Below are 14,707 nucleotides of genomic sequence, written 5' to 3' on the forward strand. Positions count from 1 at the left end.
TTAGGTTGGGCCGGCTGGACCGGCGGTACGTCGCCGTCGGGGTGACACCGGTCCGGTACCGCCGCATCGCCGGCCCTCCTCCGCGGCCTCCCCGCCGCCGGAGCCGGGCCGGACCCCCTCGCCGGGACCGCCGGGCAGCCGGCCGGACCCGGCCGATCGGCGGTCGGGAGAAGGGTTTGCTTCTTGTCGCCAGTGCGTGTCCTGCTGCGCACGATCGCCGTGGCCGGCCTGTCGGCCGTGCTGGTCGCACCGGCCTCGCTGGCCCAGGCCGCACCCTCGGCCAGCGAGCTGACGCAGCAGATCAACCAGGAATCGGCCAAGCTGGAGAAGACGGTCGAGTCCTACAACCGGCTCACCGAAGACATCAAGAAGACAAAGGCCGACACGGCCACGCTGAACGCCAGGCTCGGCCCGCTGCAACAGCAGGTCGACGCGGCCCGCGCCGAGGTCGGGCAGTTGGCGGCCACCGCCTACAAGACCGGCGGGCTGCGCACCGCCGGCGTGCTGCTGGGCAACGCCGACCCCGCCGATCTGACCGGCAACCTCGGCACCCTGGACCAACTGGCCCGGGACCGGCGGCAGAAGGTCTCCAGCTACGACCGGTCGCAGCGGCAGTTCCTCGCCGAGAAGGCGGAACTGGACGAGACCCTGGCCCGGCAGACCGCCCAGGCCAAGGAGCTGAGCGCCGGCAAGAAGAAGATCGAGGCCGACCTCAGCAAGCTGTACAGCAAGCGCAAGGCCGCGTACGGCGCCGCGCAGTCCGCGGGCAGTTCCTACACCGGTACGGTGCCCTCGGTCTCCGGCAAGGCCGGGGTCGCGGTGCGGTACGCGTACGACGCCATCGGCAAGCCGTACGTCTGGGCCGCGGACGGACCCAACGGGTACGACTGTTCCGGCCTGACCATGGCCGCCTGGCGGGCTGCCGGGAAGTCCCTGCCGCACAACGCGGCGATGCAGTGGGACTCGGTGTCACACATCAGCCGCGGTTCCCTGCAGCCCGGTGACCTGGTGTTCTACAGCGGACTGGGGCACGTCGCGCTGTTCGTCGGCAGCGGCAAGGTGATCCACGCCCCGCAGGCCGGCGAGAACGTGAAGCTCGCCAGCGTCGACATGATGACCCCGTACGGCTACGGGCGGGTGCGTTAGCACCGCCGCGCCTCGCGACCGGATACGGCGAGCGGCCGGCGTCCCCCTATCGGACGCCGGCCGCTCGCCGTCATTCCTACCCCATCGCCGCCGGTCAGGCCGCATCGTCGCCGGTCAGGCCGCCTGCAACCCCTCGGCCCGGGCCAGCTCACGCAGCCGGCCGAGCGCCTGGATCTCCAGCTGCCGGATCCGCTCCCGGGACAGCGAGAACCGGGACGCGACCTCGGTGAGCGAGTGCTCCCGCCCGTCCTCCAGGCCGTACCGGGCGCGCATGATGCCGGCCGACCGGTCGTCCAGGTGGTTGAGCAGCCCCTCGATCCGCTGCCGCTCCAGCGCCGTGAGCACGACCTCCTCGGGCGACGGCGCGTCGCTGTCCGCGACCAGGTCACCGAGGTTGGTGTCGCCGTCGTCGCCGACCGGCGTGTCCAGCGAGACGGTGTCCTGGGACCAGCGGACCAGCTCGTGCACCCGCTCGACCGGCACGCCCAGGGCCTTGGCGATCTGCTCGGGCTCCGGGTCGCCGCCCAGCTCACGGGTCAGCTGCCGGGCCACGTTGCGCATCCGGTTGACGTCCTCGACCAGGTGTACCGGGAGCCGCACGGTGCGCTCCTGCTGCGCGATGGCCCGGCTGATCGCCTGCCGGATCCACCAGGTCGCGTACGTGGAGAACTTGTACCCGCGCTCGTAGTCGAACTTCTCGACGGCGCGCACCAGACCGGTGTTGCCCTCCTGGATCAGGTCGAGCATCGGCATGCCGGACCGCACGTACCGGCGGGCGATGGAGACCACCAGCCGCAGGTTGGCCCGGATGAACAGGTCCTTGGCCCGCTCGCCGTCGGCCACCAGCCGGTCCAGCTCGTCCCGGCCGACCCCGTCCGGGATCTGGTCGGTGTCCAGCAGGTGCTCGGCGTAGAGCCCGGCCTCGATGGCCTTGGAGAGGTCAACCTCCCGGGCCGCGTCGAGCAGCGGTGTACGGGAGATCTCGTGCAGGTAGACGCCGACCAGATCGCGCTCCTCGGCGACCTCGTCGGTTCGCATGACGATGTTCTTATCCACGTTGCCCACGATCCCCTCGTTCGCGCCGGTCGCCCGGTTCCTTGCCGTCCGCACTCCGTCAGCCCCTCCCCCGGTAACCTCCGCAGTGCCCCCCGGTGCTGACATCTACACAACAGATGAGACGCATCAGGGATTCCGGGTGCCGAGTCGAAAGTGTCACGAATGCCTGGGTAGTTGCTGAGAGCACGATCCGCGTTCGCTGTCAGGGGCACCCGATCGGGCCGTTCGATGCGCCGGCACCGCTGCCGGCGGGCCGCCGATGGGCGCGCGCTACCCAATGCAAGCCCGATAACACCATGACGCTTCCCGTTCCCGCAGCGACGCGCGTCACCACCGGATTGCGATGCGCGTCACGTTCCTCCGCGCGGGCCTGTTGGTTCGCCGGCACCGCAGATTACCCCGGGCTCCGGGGGCCAATCCGCCCCGGCGGAGCCCGGGCGGGTCAGGAGGCGAGCAGCGCGAGCGCGCCGCGGACCTGGTGCGCCGAGCGGGCCAGCGCCGCCCGCGCGTCCGCGACCCGGGCGCCGGACACCAGCGCCACCAGCGCGGGCTTGACCTCGCCGTCGGCCTCGGCGAGCGTCCGCCGGGAGGTCTCCTCGTCACACCCGGTGGCGTCCATCAGCATCGAGATCATCCGACCCCGCAGCTTGGCGTTGGTGGCGACCATGTCGATCATGAAGTTGGAGTACACCCGGCCCAGCCGCACCATCACGGCCGTGGAGAAGGAGTTCAGCACGAGCTTCTGCGCGGTGGCCGCCTTCATCCGGGTGGACCCGGTGACCACCTCGGGGCCGGTGTCCACGCCGAGGAACACCCGTACCTCGTCCGCCGCCGCGGCGGCCGGGTCCGCGCAGAGCAGGACGGTCTCGGCGGCCAGCTCCCGGGCCGCCCGCAGCGCGCCGAGCACGTACGGCGTACGGCCGCTGGCGGCCAGGCCGAGCACGATGTCGCCGGGGTGGACGCAGGACAGCGCCTCGGCGCGCCCGGCCGCCTCGTCGTCCTCGGCGTTCTCCACCGCGCGGGCCATCGCCTCCGCGCCGCCGGCCAGGTGGGCGCAGAACCAACCCGCCGGGGCGTCGTACGTCGGCGGCAGTTCGGCCGCGTCGAGCACGCCCAGCCGGCCGGACGTGCCGGCGCCGAAGTAGTGCACCCGGCGGCCGGAGCGCAGCGCCTCGACCGCGAGTTCGACGGCCACCGACAGGTCGTCCAGGACCGCCGCGACGGCGGCCGGCACCCCCCGGTCAACGTCGTTGATCAGGCCGAGCACGTCCCGGGTGGACATCAGGTCGAGGTCGGTGCTGAGCGGGTGGCGCAGCTCGGTCGGGGCCGCGACCCGCACCACCGGTCGTTCCCCGTGCACCCGCGCGACGTCGTCCTGACAGTGCGGCGCCGGATCCACCGGCGGCCTCATGCCCGCCTCCGGCCGCCGACCCGGTGCGGTTGCACCGCGTCGGCTGTGGCCTCCAGTGCCTTCTTGGCTCGCGCCCGGTTGCGCGCCGCCACCCCGACGAACAGGCAGTCGACCACGGTGAGCTGGGCCAGCCGGCTGGCCATCGCCCCGGACCGGTAGGTGGTCTCCCGGGCGGCCGTGGTCAGCACGAAGTCGGCCACCTCGGTGATCGGCGAGCGGGGGAAGTTGGTCAGCGCCACCGTCGTGGCGCCCCTGGCCCGCGCCTGCTCCAGCACCTCGATGACGTCGCTGGTGGCGCCGGTGTGCGAGATGCCGACCGCCACGTCGCCCTTGCCGAGCAGGGCCGCCGAGGTGAGCGCGGTGTGCACGTCCGGGAAGTAGAACGCGGTGCGGCCGATCCGGTGCAGCTTCTGCTGGAAGTCGCTGGCCACGAAGCCGCTGGCGCCGGCGCCGTAGATGTCGATCCGGGCGGCGCCGCCGATCGCCTCCACCACCCGCTCGCAGACCGCCGGGTCGAGCTGCTCGGCCGTCTCCTCGACGGCACGGGCGTCGTTGAAGGCGATCGTCGCGATGATCTGGTCGAGTTCGGCGCCCGGCGGGATGTCCCCGCCGACCACCCGGGCGTCCGGGGGTTCGACCCGGCGGGCCGCCTCGGCGGCGAGCCGGATCCGCAGCTGGGGGTAGCCGTCCATGCCGACGGAGCGGCAGAACCGGATGACCGTGGCCTCGGAGGTCTCCGCGGCGGTGGCGAGATCGGTGATCGTCCGCCGGGCCGCGTCGGCCGGATCCGCGATAACCAGGCGTCCCACCCGCTGCTCGGCGGGTGAGAGGGAGGGCAGCAGGCCGCTGATGTGGACGATGAGCCCACCCGTGGATGGTGTCGCAGAAATCTTCGCACTCTTCGCCACGGATGAAACTTACTTTCACCAGGCCCGGAGCGTCAACCATGACACGATCGGTGCCGATTCGGACGTTCCCGGGTCGGCGGCCCGCGGGCGGCGTCCGCGGTCCGAGTGTGCCATTTGCGCAGCACGATCGCCGCATGACCGGCCATCGAATCACCCGCCGGGAGGACAACCTGCCGCCGGCTCGGCGGCCGATTCCGGCCGGGCGGTGCGCGAACCCGGTCCGGGCGGCGGGTTACGGTGCAACCCATGGCGAGCGTGGACAGCGAACGGACGGGACGCACGGCTCTGGTCACCGGCGGGCGGGGTGCTCTGGGCACCGCGGTCGTCGCCGACCTGGTCGCCGCCGGCTGGCGGGTCGTCGTACCCGTGCGGCCCGGCCCGGCGGACACCGGCGCCGGCGCGGACCCCAGGCCGGCGACGGAGGCCGGCACCGACCCGCGGTGGCCGGCCGGCGCGGTGCTGACCGTGCCGGCCGAGCTGACCGACCCGGACCAGGTCGAACGGGCGGTCGCCGTCGCCGCCGGGCAGCCGGACGCCCCGCTGCGCGCGGTGGTCAACCTGGCCGGCGGGTACGCCTCCGGCGGGCTGGTGCACGAGACCCCGCTCGCCGACTTCGAACGCATGCTGACCATGAACCTGCGGCCGACGTACCTGGTCACCGGCGCCGCCCTGCCGCACCTGGTGGCCGCCGGCGGCGGTAGCGTCGTCTGCGTCGCGGCCCGCGCGGCGCTGGCCCCGTTCCCCGGCGCCGCCGGTTACGTGACCGCGAAGGCCGCGGTGCTGGCCCTCGCCTCGGCCGTGGCGGTCGAGTACCGGGCGCAGGGGGTGCGCTGCAACACGGTGCTGCCCAGCATCATCGACACGCCGGCGAACCGGGCGGCCCAGCCGGGGGCCGACCACTCCCGCTGGGTGCCGCCCGCCGAGATCGCGACCGTGATCCGCTTCCTGGTCGCGGACGGGTCCGCGCCGACCAGCGGCGCCGCCATCCCGGTGTACGGCCGGGCCTGACCCCTCCCGTGCCACCCGGGCACGGCCCACGTGTGAACGGGCGCGCTGCCGGGTAACGGGGTATCTCCACCCCGGCGACGCGGATCGTACGGGTCGCCAGCGCTGGGCGAGCGGGAGATGACCTGATGGCAGAACGCGGGGACGAGAGTCTGGTGCACACCCTGAAGAAGGTGGCCGCCGTCCTCAAGCAGACCGAGATCCCGTTCGCGCTCGGCGGCAGCTTCGCCGTGTACGCCCACGGCGGGCACTCCAGCGACCACGACGTCGACTTCCTGATCCGCCAGCAGGACGTCGACCACGCGCTGCGGGCGCTGGCCGCGGCCGGCTTCCGCACCGAGCGGCCGCCGGAGGACTGGCTGGTGAAGGTCTACGACGAGGACCGGATGGTGGACCTGATCCACCGGCCGATCGAAACCCCGGTCATCGACGAGACCTTCGCCGACACCGTGGTCCGGCCGGTGGACGCCATCCACATGCCGGTGCTGTCGGCCACCCAGTTGATGGTGCACAAGCTGCTGAGCTTCTCCCAGCACTACTGCGACTTCGCCCGCGGCCTGCCGCTGGCCCGCTCGCTGCGCGAGCAGATCGACTGGGACCGGGTCCGCAAGGAGACGGAGCACTCGCCGTACGCGGAGGCGTTCCTCATCCTGCTGGACCGGCTCGGGGTGGTCCCGCTGCCGGGGCCGGACCGGATCGGCAGGAGGGAGCCGGCATGACGGACAGCTATCCCAGGCCGGAGGCGGCGGAACCGCCGGCGGAGTACCTGGAGGCGGCCGTGCAACGGCTGCTGACCGAGAACGCCGACGTCGCGGAGCAGGGCATCACGGCGACCCGCCGGGACAACACCCTGGTGCTCTGCGGCGAGGTGGAGAGCGCCCAGCGCCGGGACGAGATCCTGCGCCTGGTGGTCGAGCGCTTCCCGGACGTCCCGGTCACCGTCGACATCGGGCTGGTCCGGTCGCACACGCCGACCGACGCGGAGGAGCTGCGGTGAGGGGGGACGCACGGTGATCAGGATCGCCGCCGTCGGGGACGTCCACCTCGACGAGGACGTGGTGGGCCGGTTCCGGCCGGCGCTGGAACGGCTGCCGGAGCACGCCGACGTGCTGCTGCTGGCCGGCGACCTCACCCGGCACGGCACCGAGGGCGAGGCGCGCTGCGTGGCGACCGAGTTCGGCGGGCTGGCCGTGCCGGTGGTGACCGTGCTGGGCAACCACGACTACCAGTGCGACGAGGTGCCGCGGGTGATCCGGGTGCTGGAGGACGCCGGGATCACGGTGCTGGAGGGCACGAACACCGTGCTGGACCTGCCCGGCGGCCGGCTCGGCGTCGCCGGCGCCAAGGGCTTCGGCGGCGGCTTCGCCGGCCGGTGCGCGAGCAACTTCGGCGAGCCGGAGATGAAGGCGTTCGTGGGCACCACGATGGCGATCGCCGACCAGCTCAGCGAGGCGCTGCACGACATGGAGTGCGACCTTCGGGTCGCGCTCACCCATTACGCCCCGGTGCCGGACACGCTGGCCGGCGAGCCGCTGGAGATCTATCCGTTCCTCGGGTCGTACCTGCTCGGCCAGGCGATCGACTCGGCCCCCACGGCGCTGGCCGTGCACGGCCACGCGCACGCCGGCACCGAACGCGGGACCACCCCCGGCGGGGTCCGGGTGCGGAATGTCGCGCACCCGGTGATCAAGCAGGCGTACAGCGTCTATCACCTGCACAACGAGTCCGGATCAACGAAGGTTTCCGCCGGCAACGGCTCGGGTACTTCGTAGCCATGCACACGCTTCTCTGGATTCTCGCAGTCGTACTTGTGGTCGCCGGCGTCCTTGCGCTGTTCCGGCGGCAGATCCTCTGGGGGATCGTGCTCATCATCGTCGGCCTTCTCGTCGGCCCCGGCGGTGTGAGCATCTTCACCTGACCCTGCCCAGCCCACCGCCACGGAACAAGCCCGCCGGGGCCGTACCCGGGGGTCGACGTCCTCCCGACGGTCGACCCCCGGGTACGGCCCCGGCGCCCGTGCGCGCCCCCTGGACCGCCCGCGACGCAGTCCCGGACCGTCCCCGCCGTCGGGTCCGTGCCCGTCCCGCCGGCGCGTCCCGTTCCGCCCCGGCGCGGCCCCGGACACCGGACCTTCGGGTATCCACCGGACATCGGCTGACCAGCCGTGGGAGCGTTCCCGCGGATCCGCAAGCGGATGGCCGGCAAAAGCAAAAATGGTTGTTACCTCGACGTTCAATCGTTATGGACTCGATCAACTGGTAACCATTGCGCAGTCGTCCAGACACGGTTTGACTTGCCATCGAGTGTCCCGTCCCGGGCGATGCGCAGCCGCGTGCCGCCCGGGTCCGTGAAGCAAAACCAGAAAGGAAGGGCGTATGTCCCTCCGCCCCACGAGGCCGCGAATGGCGGCCGCGTCGGCTGGCGCCCTCGGCCTCACCCTCGCGCTCACCATGTCGGCGTGCGGCGGTGGCAAGTCAGATGACGCGTCCGACCAGCCCAACGTTGATTGCAGCCAGTTCTCCCAGTACGGCGACCTGTCCGGCAAGACGATCTCGGTGTACACCGGCATCGTGACGCCGGAGGACACCGCGTACATCAACTCGTACAAGCCGTTCGAGCAGTGCACGCACGCCACGATCAAGTACGAGGGTGACAAGTCGTTCGAGACCCAGATCCTGGTCCGGGCGCAGGCCGGCAACCCGCCGGACATCGCGATCGTGCCGCAGCCGGGCCTGCTCAAGCAGCTCGTGGCGACCGGCAAGGCCAAGGAGGCCCCGGCCGCGGTGAAGGAGAACGCCGCGAAGGGGTGGGGCGAGGACTGGATGTCCTACGCCACGGTGGACGGCAAGTTCTACGCCGCGCCGTCCGGTGCCAGCATCAAGTCGCTGGTCTGGTACTCCCCGCAGGAGTTCAAGGACAACGGCTACGAGATCCCCAAGACCCTGGACGATCTGAAGGCGCTGACCGACAAGATCGCCTCCACCGGCAAGAAGCCCTGGTGCGCCGGCATCGGCAGCGGTGAGGCCACCGGCTGGCCGATCACCGACTGGATGGAGGACTTCATGCTCCGGCTCTCCGGGCCGGAGGAGTACGACAAGTGGGTCAACCACGACATCGCGTTCAACTCGCCGGGACCGACCGCCGCGCTGGACGCCGTGGGCACGTACCTGAAGGACCCGAAGTACGTCAACGGCGGCCTCGGTGACGTGAAGAGCATCGCCACCACCACCTTCCAGGACGGCGGCCTGCCGATCCTGGACGGCAACTGCTCGCTGCACCGCCAGGCCAGCTTCTACGCGGCGAACTTCCCGGCCGACACGAAGGTGGCCGAGGACGGCGACGTCTTCGCCTTCTACCTGCCGGGCAAGACCGCCGAGGACAAGCCGCTGCTCGGTGGCGGCGAGTTCAACCTGGCCTTCTCGGACCGGCCGGAGGTGCAGGCGTTCCAGACGTACCTCTCCTCCGACCTGTGGGCCAACACCAAGGCCAAGCTCTCGCAGGGATGGGTCAGCGCCAACAAGGGCCTCGACCCGGCCAACGTGAGCAACCCGATCGACAAGCTGGCTGTCAGCCTGCTGCAGGACCCGAACGCCGTGTTCCGGTTCGACGGTTCCGACCAGATGCCGGGCGCCGTCGGCTCGAACGCGTTCTGGAAGCAGGCCACCAACTGGATCACGGGGCAGAGCACCAAGGACACCGTCGACAAGATCGAAGCCGCCTGGCCCAAGTGACCTGAGGCTTCTCGCGGCCGGCCGGCGCCCGCACTGGGCACCGGCCGGCCGCCTGGCTTTCGAAAGGAGGTGGGGAGGGCATGATCACCGGCGAGAAGTTTCTGACCATGTGCGGCGCGGTCCTCCTCTTTGTCGCGGTGGTGGGGGTCATTCTCTTCATCGCGAGCCGCTTCGGCGGGCGCCGGAGCGACGGGCCGGTGGCCTACCTCTACCTGCTCCCGACCCTTGCGATGCTGGCCCTCGGGCTCGTCTACCCCGGCCTGCGCACCATCTACCAGTCCTTCTTCGACGCGGCGGGCACGTCGTTCATCGGGCTGGACAACTATCAGACGATCTTCACCACCGAGGACCAGATCACGGTGCTGCGCAACACGGTGCTGTGGGTGGTCGTCACGCCGTTCGTGGCGACCGCGGTCGGCCTGATCTACGCGATCCTCGTGGACAAGGCCCGGATGGAGGCGTTCGCCAAGGCGCTGATCTTCCTCCCCATGGCGATCTCGTTCGTCGGCGCCGGCATCATCTGGAAGTTCATCTACGAGTTCCGGCCCGACCAGGTCGGCATCAAGCAGATCGGCCTGCTCAACCAGCTGGTGGTGATGGCCGGTGGGAAGCCGCAGCAGTGGCTGGTCAACCAGCCGTGGAACACCCTGTTCCTCATCGTGGTGATGATCTGGATCCAGGCCGGGTTCGCGATGACCGTGCTGTCCGCGGCCATCAAGGCCATCCCGGACGACATCGTCGAGGCCGCCCGGCTGGACGGCGTCGGCCCGTTCGGCATGTTCCGGTTCATCACCCTGCCGAGCATCCGGCCGACGCTCGTGGTGGTACTCACCACCATCGGCATCGGTACGCTGAAGGTGTTCGACATCGTCCGCACCATGACCGGCGGTCAGTTCTTCACCAGCGTGGTGGCCAACGAGTTCTACAGCCAGAGCTTCCGGGCCAACAATCAGGGCCTCGGCGCCGCGCTGGCGGTGCTGCTGTTCATCCTGGTGATCCCCATCGTCGTCTACAACATCCGGCAACTGCGGGCATCGGAGGCACGATGACCACGACGAGCGAGCCGCTCACCACCACACCACCGGTCGTCCCCACACCGGCCAGCCCCGCGCGGCGCGCCCGCAAGGCGCTCACCTCCCCGCTGGCCTCCCTGATCGCGATCGTCATCGCGGTGCTGTGGACCCTGCCGACCTTCGGCCTGGCGATCTCCTCGTTCCGGCCGGAGCGGCAGATCAAGACGACCGGCTGGTGGACGGCGTTCACCGACCCGCAGTTCACGCTGGACAACTACCGCAGCGTGCTCGGCATCGGCGAGAACGCCGCGTCGAGCAGCCTGTCCGACTACTTCGTCAACTCGATCGTGATCACCATCCCGTCGGTGCTGATCCCGATCTCCCTGGCGACGCTCGCGGCGTACGCGTTCGCGTGGATGAAGTTCCCGGGCCGCAACGTGCTGTTCGTGGCGGTCTTCGCGTTGCAGATCGTGCCGATCCAGGTCACCCTCATCCCGCTGCTGCGGCTGTACGTCGACGTCGGGGTCGCCGGCACGTTCTGGCCGCTCTGGCTGTCGCACTCGATCTTCGCCCTGCCGCTGGCCATCTTCCTGCTGCACAACTTCATGCGGGAGGTGCCGGCCGGCCTGCTGGAGGCCGCTCGGGTGGACGGCGCGGGGCACGTGGCGATCTTCTTCCGGGTGCTGCTGCCGCTGCTCACCCCGGCGTTGGCCGCGTTCGGCATCTTCCAGTTCCTCTGGGTCTGGAACGACCTGCTGGTGGCGCTCACCTTCGCCGGCGGCGGCACCGATGTCGCCCCGATCACCGCGGCCCTGGCGAACCTCTCCGGCACCCGGGGCACGGCCTGGCACCTGCTCTCCGCCGGCGCGTTCGTCTCGATCATCGTCCCGGTGCTGATCTTCGTGGCGATGCAGCGGTACTTCGTGCGCGGTCTGCTCGCGGGCAGCGTCAAGGGCTGAGCACGGCGCCGCCGCGCTCCGCCTTCCTCCTTCCGCCCTCGGACCGCTACCGGGTCCGAGGGCGGAACGCTGTCCGGACTCACCCAACTGGTTCACCCCCCGGCCGGCCGGGCAGACTGGGAACGACCCGATGACCTGCGACGAACCCTGGAGAACACCCTGAACGCCAACGAGACGACCCCGTACCCGGACCGGGCCGGCACGCCCCCGGGCTGGTGGCGCGACGCGGTCATCTACCAGATCTATCCCCGCTCGTTCGCCGACTCCGACGGCGACGGCGTCGGCGACCTGCCGGGCATCACCGCACGGCTCGGCCACCTGGCCGACCTGGGGGTGGACGCCGTCTGGCTGTCCCCGTTCTATCCGTCCCCGCAGGCCGACGCCGGGTACGACGTGGCGGACTACCGCGACGTCGACCCGCTGTTCGGCCGGCTGGAGGACGCGGACAAGCTGATCGCGCAGGCCCGCGCGCTGGGCCTGCGGGTCATCGTCGACCTCGTGCCCAACCACACCTCCGCGGCGCACCCGTGGTTCGCGGCGGCGCTCGCCGACGCGCCCGGCGGGCCGGCCCGGGGACGCTACGTCTTCCGCGACGGCCGGGGTCCCGCGGGCGACGAACCGCCGAACTCCTGGCAGAGCGTGTTCGGCGGGCCGGCCTGGACCCGGGTGACCGAGCCGGACGGCACGCCCGGCCAGTGGTACCTGCACCTGTTCGACGTCGGCCAGCCGGACCTGAACTGGGACAACCCCGAGGTCCGCGCGGAGTTCCTGGACATCCTGCGGTTCTGGCTCGACCGCGGCGTGGACGGGTTCCGGGTCGACGTGGCGCACGGCCTGATCAAGCAGGCCGACCTGGCCGACTGGTCGGGACCCTCGGAGATGCTCTCCGGCGAGGGCATCGACAAGCCGCAGCCGCCGATGTGGGACCAGGACGGCGTGCACGAGATCTACCGGTCCTGGCGGGCGCTGCTGGACAGCTACCCCGGGGACCGGATCCTGGTGGCCGAGGCGTGGGTCGAGCCCGCCGAGCGGCTGGCCCGGTACGTCCGGCCGGACGAGATGCACCAGGCGTTCAACTTCGAGTACCTGCTGGCGTCGTGGACCGCACCGGCCCAGTACGCGGTGATCACCCGCTCCCTGGAGGCCGCCGACGCGGTGGGCGCGCCGACCACCTGGGTGCTGTCCAACCACGACGTGATCCGGCACGCCTCCCGCCTCGCGCTGCCGGTGGGCACCCCGCGGCCGAACGGCATCGGGATCGGCGACCCGCAGCCGGACCCGGCGCTCGGGCTGCGCCGCGCCCGCGCGGCCACCCTGCTGATGCTCTCGCTGCCCGGCTCGGCCTACCTCTACCAGGGCGAGGAGTTGGGGCTGCCGGAGCACACCACGCTGCCCGACGAGGCCCGCCAGGACCCCACCTGGACGCGCAGCGGGCACACCGTACGGGGTCGGGACGGCTGCCGGGTGCCGATCCCGTGGGACGCCGACGCCCCGTCGTACGGCTTCGGCCCGACCGACGCGAGCTGGCTGCCGCAGCCGCCGGTCTGGGCCGAGTACGCGCTGGACCGCCAGCGCGGCGTGCCGGGCTCGACGTACGAGCTGTACCGGTCGGCGCTGCGGCTGCGCCGGGAGTCCGGGCTGGGCGGCGGCGAATGCGCCTGGCTGCCCAGCGGCGACGACGTGCTGGCCTTCCGCAACGGCCGGCTCGGGGTGCTGACCAACTTCGGCGCCGACCCGGTGCCGCTGCCCGACGGCGCCCGGGTGCTGCTCTCCAGCGGTCCGCTGGACCCGCGCGGCGTACCCACCGACGTGACCGCCTGGTACGTCTGAGCACCGACCCCCCGGTCGCCGCGTCCCGGCGGCCGGGGGCCGGGGGCCGGGGGCCGGGGGCCGGGGATCGCCTGCCGGCGGCCCGGACGCGGCCGGCGGCCCGGACGCGGCCGGAGGGCCGGGGCGCCGCGGCCGGGGCGCTCAGTCCTGGTGCCCGCGGCGTTCGAGCAGCCGGTGCACGCCGACGATGTCCGCGGGCGCGGTCCGGGAGGCCAGCCAGTACATGATCCCGGTCGGGATGAAGAACAGCTGGAACGCGGCCAGCCCCACGGCGAAGTTCAGCGGCGGCGGGAACGCGCCGCGCAGCGCGGTGAAGGCCACCCCGACCAGCCCGTTCCCGGCCGCCCGGCCCACCCCGTTCACCAGGTTGCCGAGGCTGTAGACCGTGCCGCGGTGCTCCGGCGGGTTCACGTCGGCGATCAGGGCGAACCAGTTCGGCGCGTTGGCCGAGGTGAGCCCAAGGGCCAGCACGGCGGCCAGCAGGCTCAGCCCCACGGTCGGCTCGGTGAACACGCTGCCCAGCACCGCACCGACCACCGCGCCCGCCCCGGCACCGTCCGGCACGTCGACCCGCAGCGGAACGAAGAACAACACCAGGTAGAACGGCACGGCCGCGAGCACCCCGACGGCCGCGACCAGGGCCCGGCCCCGGGCGGTACGGCGTTGCAGCGCGTCGCCCACCAGGCCGCCGACGATCGAGAGCACCCCGCCCAACTGGAACAGCGTGGCGAACACGCTGCCCACCACGATCGCCGTGGCGGACGAGTAGCCCTGGGCCAGCGCCCGGTTGCTGAACAGCGCGGGCAGCCAGACCAGCGAACCGAACGCGAACTGGGCGGTCAGCCCCTGCAACACCAGCCAGACGTTTGTCCGCCGGCCCAGGATGCGCGGCAGGTCCGAGTGACTGATCCGGTAGTCGTACTCGCCGCCGGCCGCGAGCGTCGCCGCCAGCTCCGGCTGGCTCTGGCCGCGCCGGATGTCGTAGGTGAAGAAGTAGGCGATCGTGGCGAGCACGCCGGCGACCGCGAGCACCAGGAACGGGCGGTGCCAGTCGGTCGCGCCGAGGATCCCGCCCACCAGCGTGCCGGCCAGCGTGCCGACGCCCTGGGACAGCCCCCAGAAGCTCATCACCAGGCCGCGGCGGCGCGGTGAGATCAGGTCGGTGACCACCGAGAAGCCCACCGACCCGACGGCGCCGAGCCCGACCGCGGCGACCAACTGGGCCGCGAAGAACAGCTGGTAGCTGCCGGCGAGCGCGCTGCCGGCCATCCCGGCCGCCCAGATGAGCGTGCCGATCATCAGCAGCGGCTTGCGGTCGGTGCGGTCGCCCACGTACGCCCAGCCGACCGCCGCCACCGCGCTGACCAGGAAGGAGGTGGCGGTGACGTACCCGATGTCGCGCTGCGGCACCGCGAACGCCCCGCTGACGGCGGTGTACAGCGGCGGCACCAGCCCGATGGCCACGTTGTCCAGCGACGCCAGCACGATGAAGACGACGACGCTGTAGTAGCGGTGCGCCGGGCTGCCGCGCAGCCACGGCGTCCTGCCGCCGGGCCGGGCCGGAGCCGTCGTCCGCTGGCCACCGCGCCCGGACTGATCGCCCGGTGCCATCCCGCCGTTCGTCACGTCGGGCAGTCAACCAGCATCG

General features: G+C 71.8%; 14 protein-coding genes. 10 read left to right on the plus strand and 4 right to left on the minus strand.

The window, feature by feature from the left end; all coding sequences use genetic code 11:
* The first annotated feature begins 183 nt into the window (after window positions 1–183).
* Window positions 184–1,146, plus strand: coding sequence for a C40 family peptidase (locus CIK06_RS22805; RefSeq protein WP_095566522.1), 963 nt, complete (start codon window positions 184–186; stop codon window positions 1,144–1,146).
* A 114-nt stretch (window positions 1,147–1,260) separates the two neighbouring features.
* On the opposite strand, the gene CIK06_RS22810 is transcribed toward CIK06_RS22805, so the two are convergent.
* The 3 genes from CIK06_RS22810 to CIK06_RS22820 form a co-directional block, all read right to left on the minus strand.
* The gene (locus CIK06_RS22810; RefSeq protein WP_095566523.1) at window positions 1,261–2,211 is read right to left on the minus strand and encodes an RNA polymerase sigma factor RpoD/SigA; all 951 of its coding nucleotides are present in this window, start codon (window positions 2,209–2,211) and stop codon (window positions 1,261–1,263) included.
* Window positions 2,212–2,644: 433 nt separating this feature from the next.
* Window positions 2,645–3,613 (minus strand): N-acetylmuramic acid 6-phosphate etherase, encoded by a 969-nt coding sequence (locus CIK06_RS22815; protein ID WP_095566524.1) that lies wholly within the window; start codon window positions 3,611–3,613, stop codon window positions 2,645–2,647.
* Window positions 3,610–4,521, minus strand: coding sequence for a MurR/RpiR family transcriptional regulator (locus tag CIK06_RS22820; RefSeq protein WP_095566525.1), 912 nt, complete (start codon window positions 4,519–4,521; stop codon window positions 3,610–3,612). Before CIK06_RS22820 ends, CIK06_RS22815 begins: the two co-directional genes overlap by 4 nt.
* A gap of 246 nt (window positions 4,522–4,767) precedes the next feature.
* On the opposite strand from CIK06_RS22820, the gene CIK06_RS22825 reads away from it, so the two are divergent.
* From CIK06_RS22825 to CIK06_RS22860, 9 genes are all read left to right on the plus strand, one after another.
* The gene (locus CIK06_RS22825) at window positions 4,768–5,529 is read left to right on the plus strand and encodes an SDR family NAD(P)-dependent oxidoreductase (RefSeq protein WP_095566526.1); all 762 of its coding nucleotides are present in this window, start codon (window positions 4,768–4,770) and stop codon (window positions 5,527–5,529) included.
* Window positions 5,530–5,654: 125 nt separating this feature from the next.
* Window positions 5,655–6,245, plus strand: coding sequence for a nucleotidyltransferase (locus CIK06_RS22830; RefSeq protein ID WP_095566527.1), 591 nt, complete (start codon window positions 5,655–5,657; stop codon window positions 6,243–6,245).
* On the plus strand, window positions 6,242–6,523 hold the full coding sequence (locus CIK06_RS22835; protein ID WP_095566528.1) for a hypothetical protein: 282 nt from the start codon (window positions 6,242–6,244) through the stop codon (window positions 6,521–6,523). The genes CIK06_RS22830 and CIK06_RS22835 overlap by 4 nt, the downstream gene beginning before the upstream one ends.
* 13 nt (window positions 6,524–6,536) lie before the next feature.
* Window positions 6,537–7,298 (plus strand): metallophosphoesterase, encoded by a 762-nt coding sequence (locus CIK06_RS22840; protein WP_095566529.1) that lies wholly within the window; start codon window positions 6,537–6,539, stop codon window positions 7,296–7,298.
* 2 nt (window positions 7,299–7,300) lie between these two features.
* Window positions 7,301–7,444, plus strand: coding sequence for a GPGG-motif small membrane protein (locus CIK06_RS30270; protein WP_198347973.1), 144 nt, complete (start codon window positions 7,301–7,303; stop codon window positions 7,442–7,444).
* Between the two features lie 484 nt (window positions 7,445–7,928).
* On the plus strand, window positions 7,929–9,257 hold the full coding sequence (locus tag CIK06_RS22845) for an ABC transporter substrate-binding protein (protein WP_369916010.1): 1,329 nt from the start codon (window positions 7,929–7,931) through the stop codon (window positions 9,255–9,257).
* An 80-nt stretch (window positions 9,258–9,337) separates the two neighbouring features.
* Complete coding sequence (locus CIK06_RS22850; protein WP_095566531.1) at window positions 9,338–10,306, plus strand: carbohydrate ABC transporter permease; 969 nt, start codon at window positions 9,338–9,340, stop codon at window positions 10,304–10,306.
* Window positions 10,303–11,229: a carbohydrate ABC transporter permease gene (locus CIK06_RS22855; RefSeq protein ID WP_095566532.1), complete on the plus strand. Its 927-nt coding sequence runs from the start codon at window positions 10,303–10,305 to the stop codon at window positions 11,227–11,229. Before CIK06_RS22850 ends, CIK06_RS22855 begins: the two co-directional genes overlap by 4 nt.
* Before the next feature lie 159 nt (window positions 11,230–11,388).
* A complete protein-coding gene (locus tag CIK06_RS22860; protein ID WP_095566533.1) occupies window positions 11,389–13,059 on the plus strand; it encodes a glycoside hydrolase family 13 protein in 1,671 nt (556 codons plus the stop codon).
* Window positions 13,060–13,200: 141 nt separating this feature from the next.
* Here the strand turns inward: CIK06_RS22860 and CIK06_RS22865 are convergent, their stop codons facing one another.
* Complete coding sequence (locus CIK06_RS22865) at window positions 13,201–14,670, minus strand: MFS transporter (protein WP_095566534.1); 1,470 nt, start codon at window positions 14,668–14,670, stop codon at window positions 13,201–13,203.
* Window positions 14,671–14,707 lie beyond the last annotated feature (37 nt).

It is taken from the genome of Plantactinospora sp. KBS50 (assembly GCF_002285795.1).
Taxonomy (GTDB): domain Bacteria; phylum Actinomycetota; class Actinomycetes; order Mycobacteriales; family Micromonosporaceae; genus KBS50.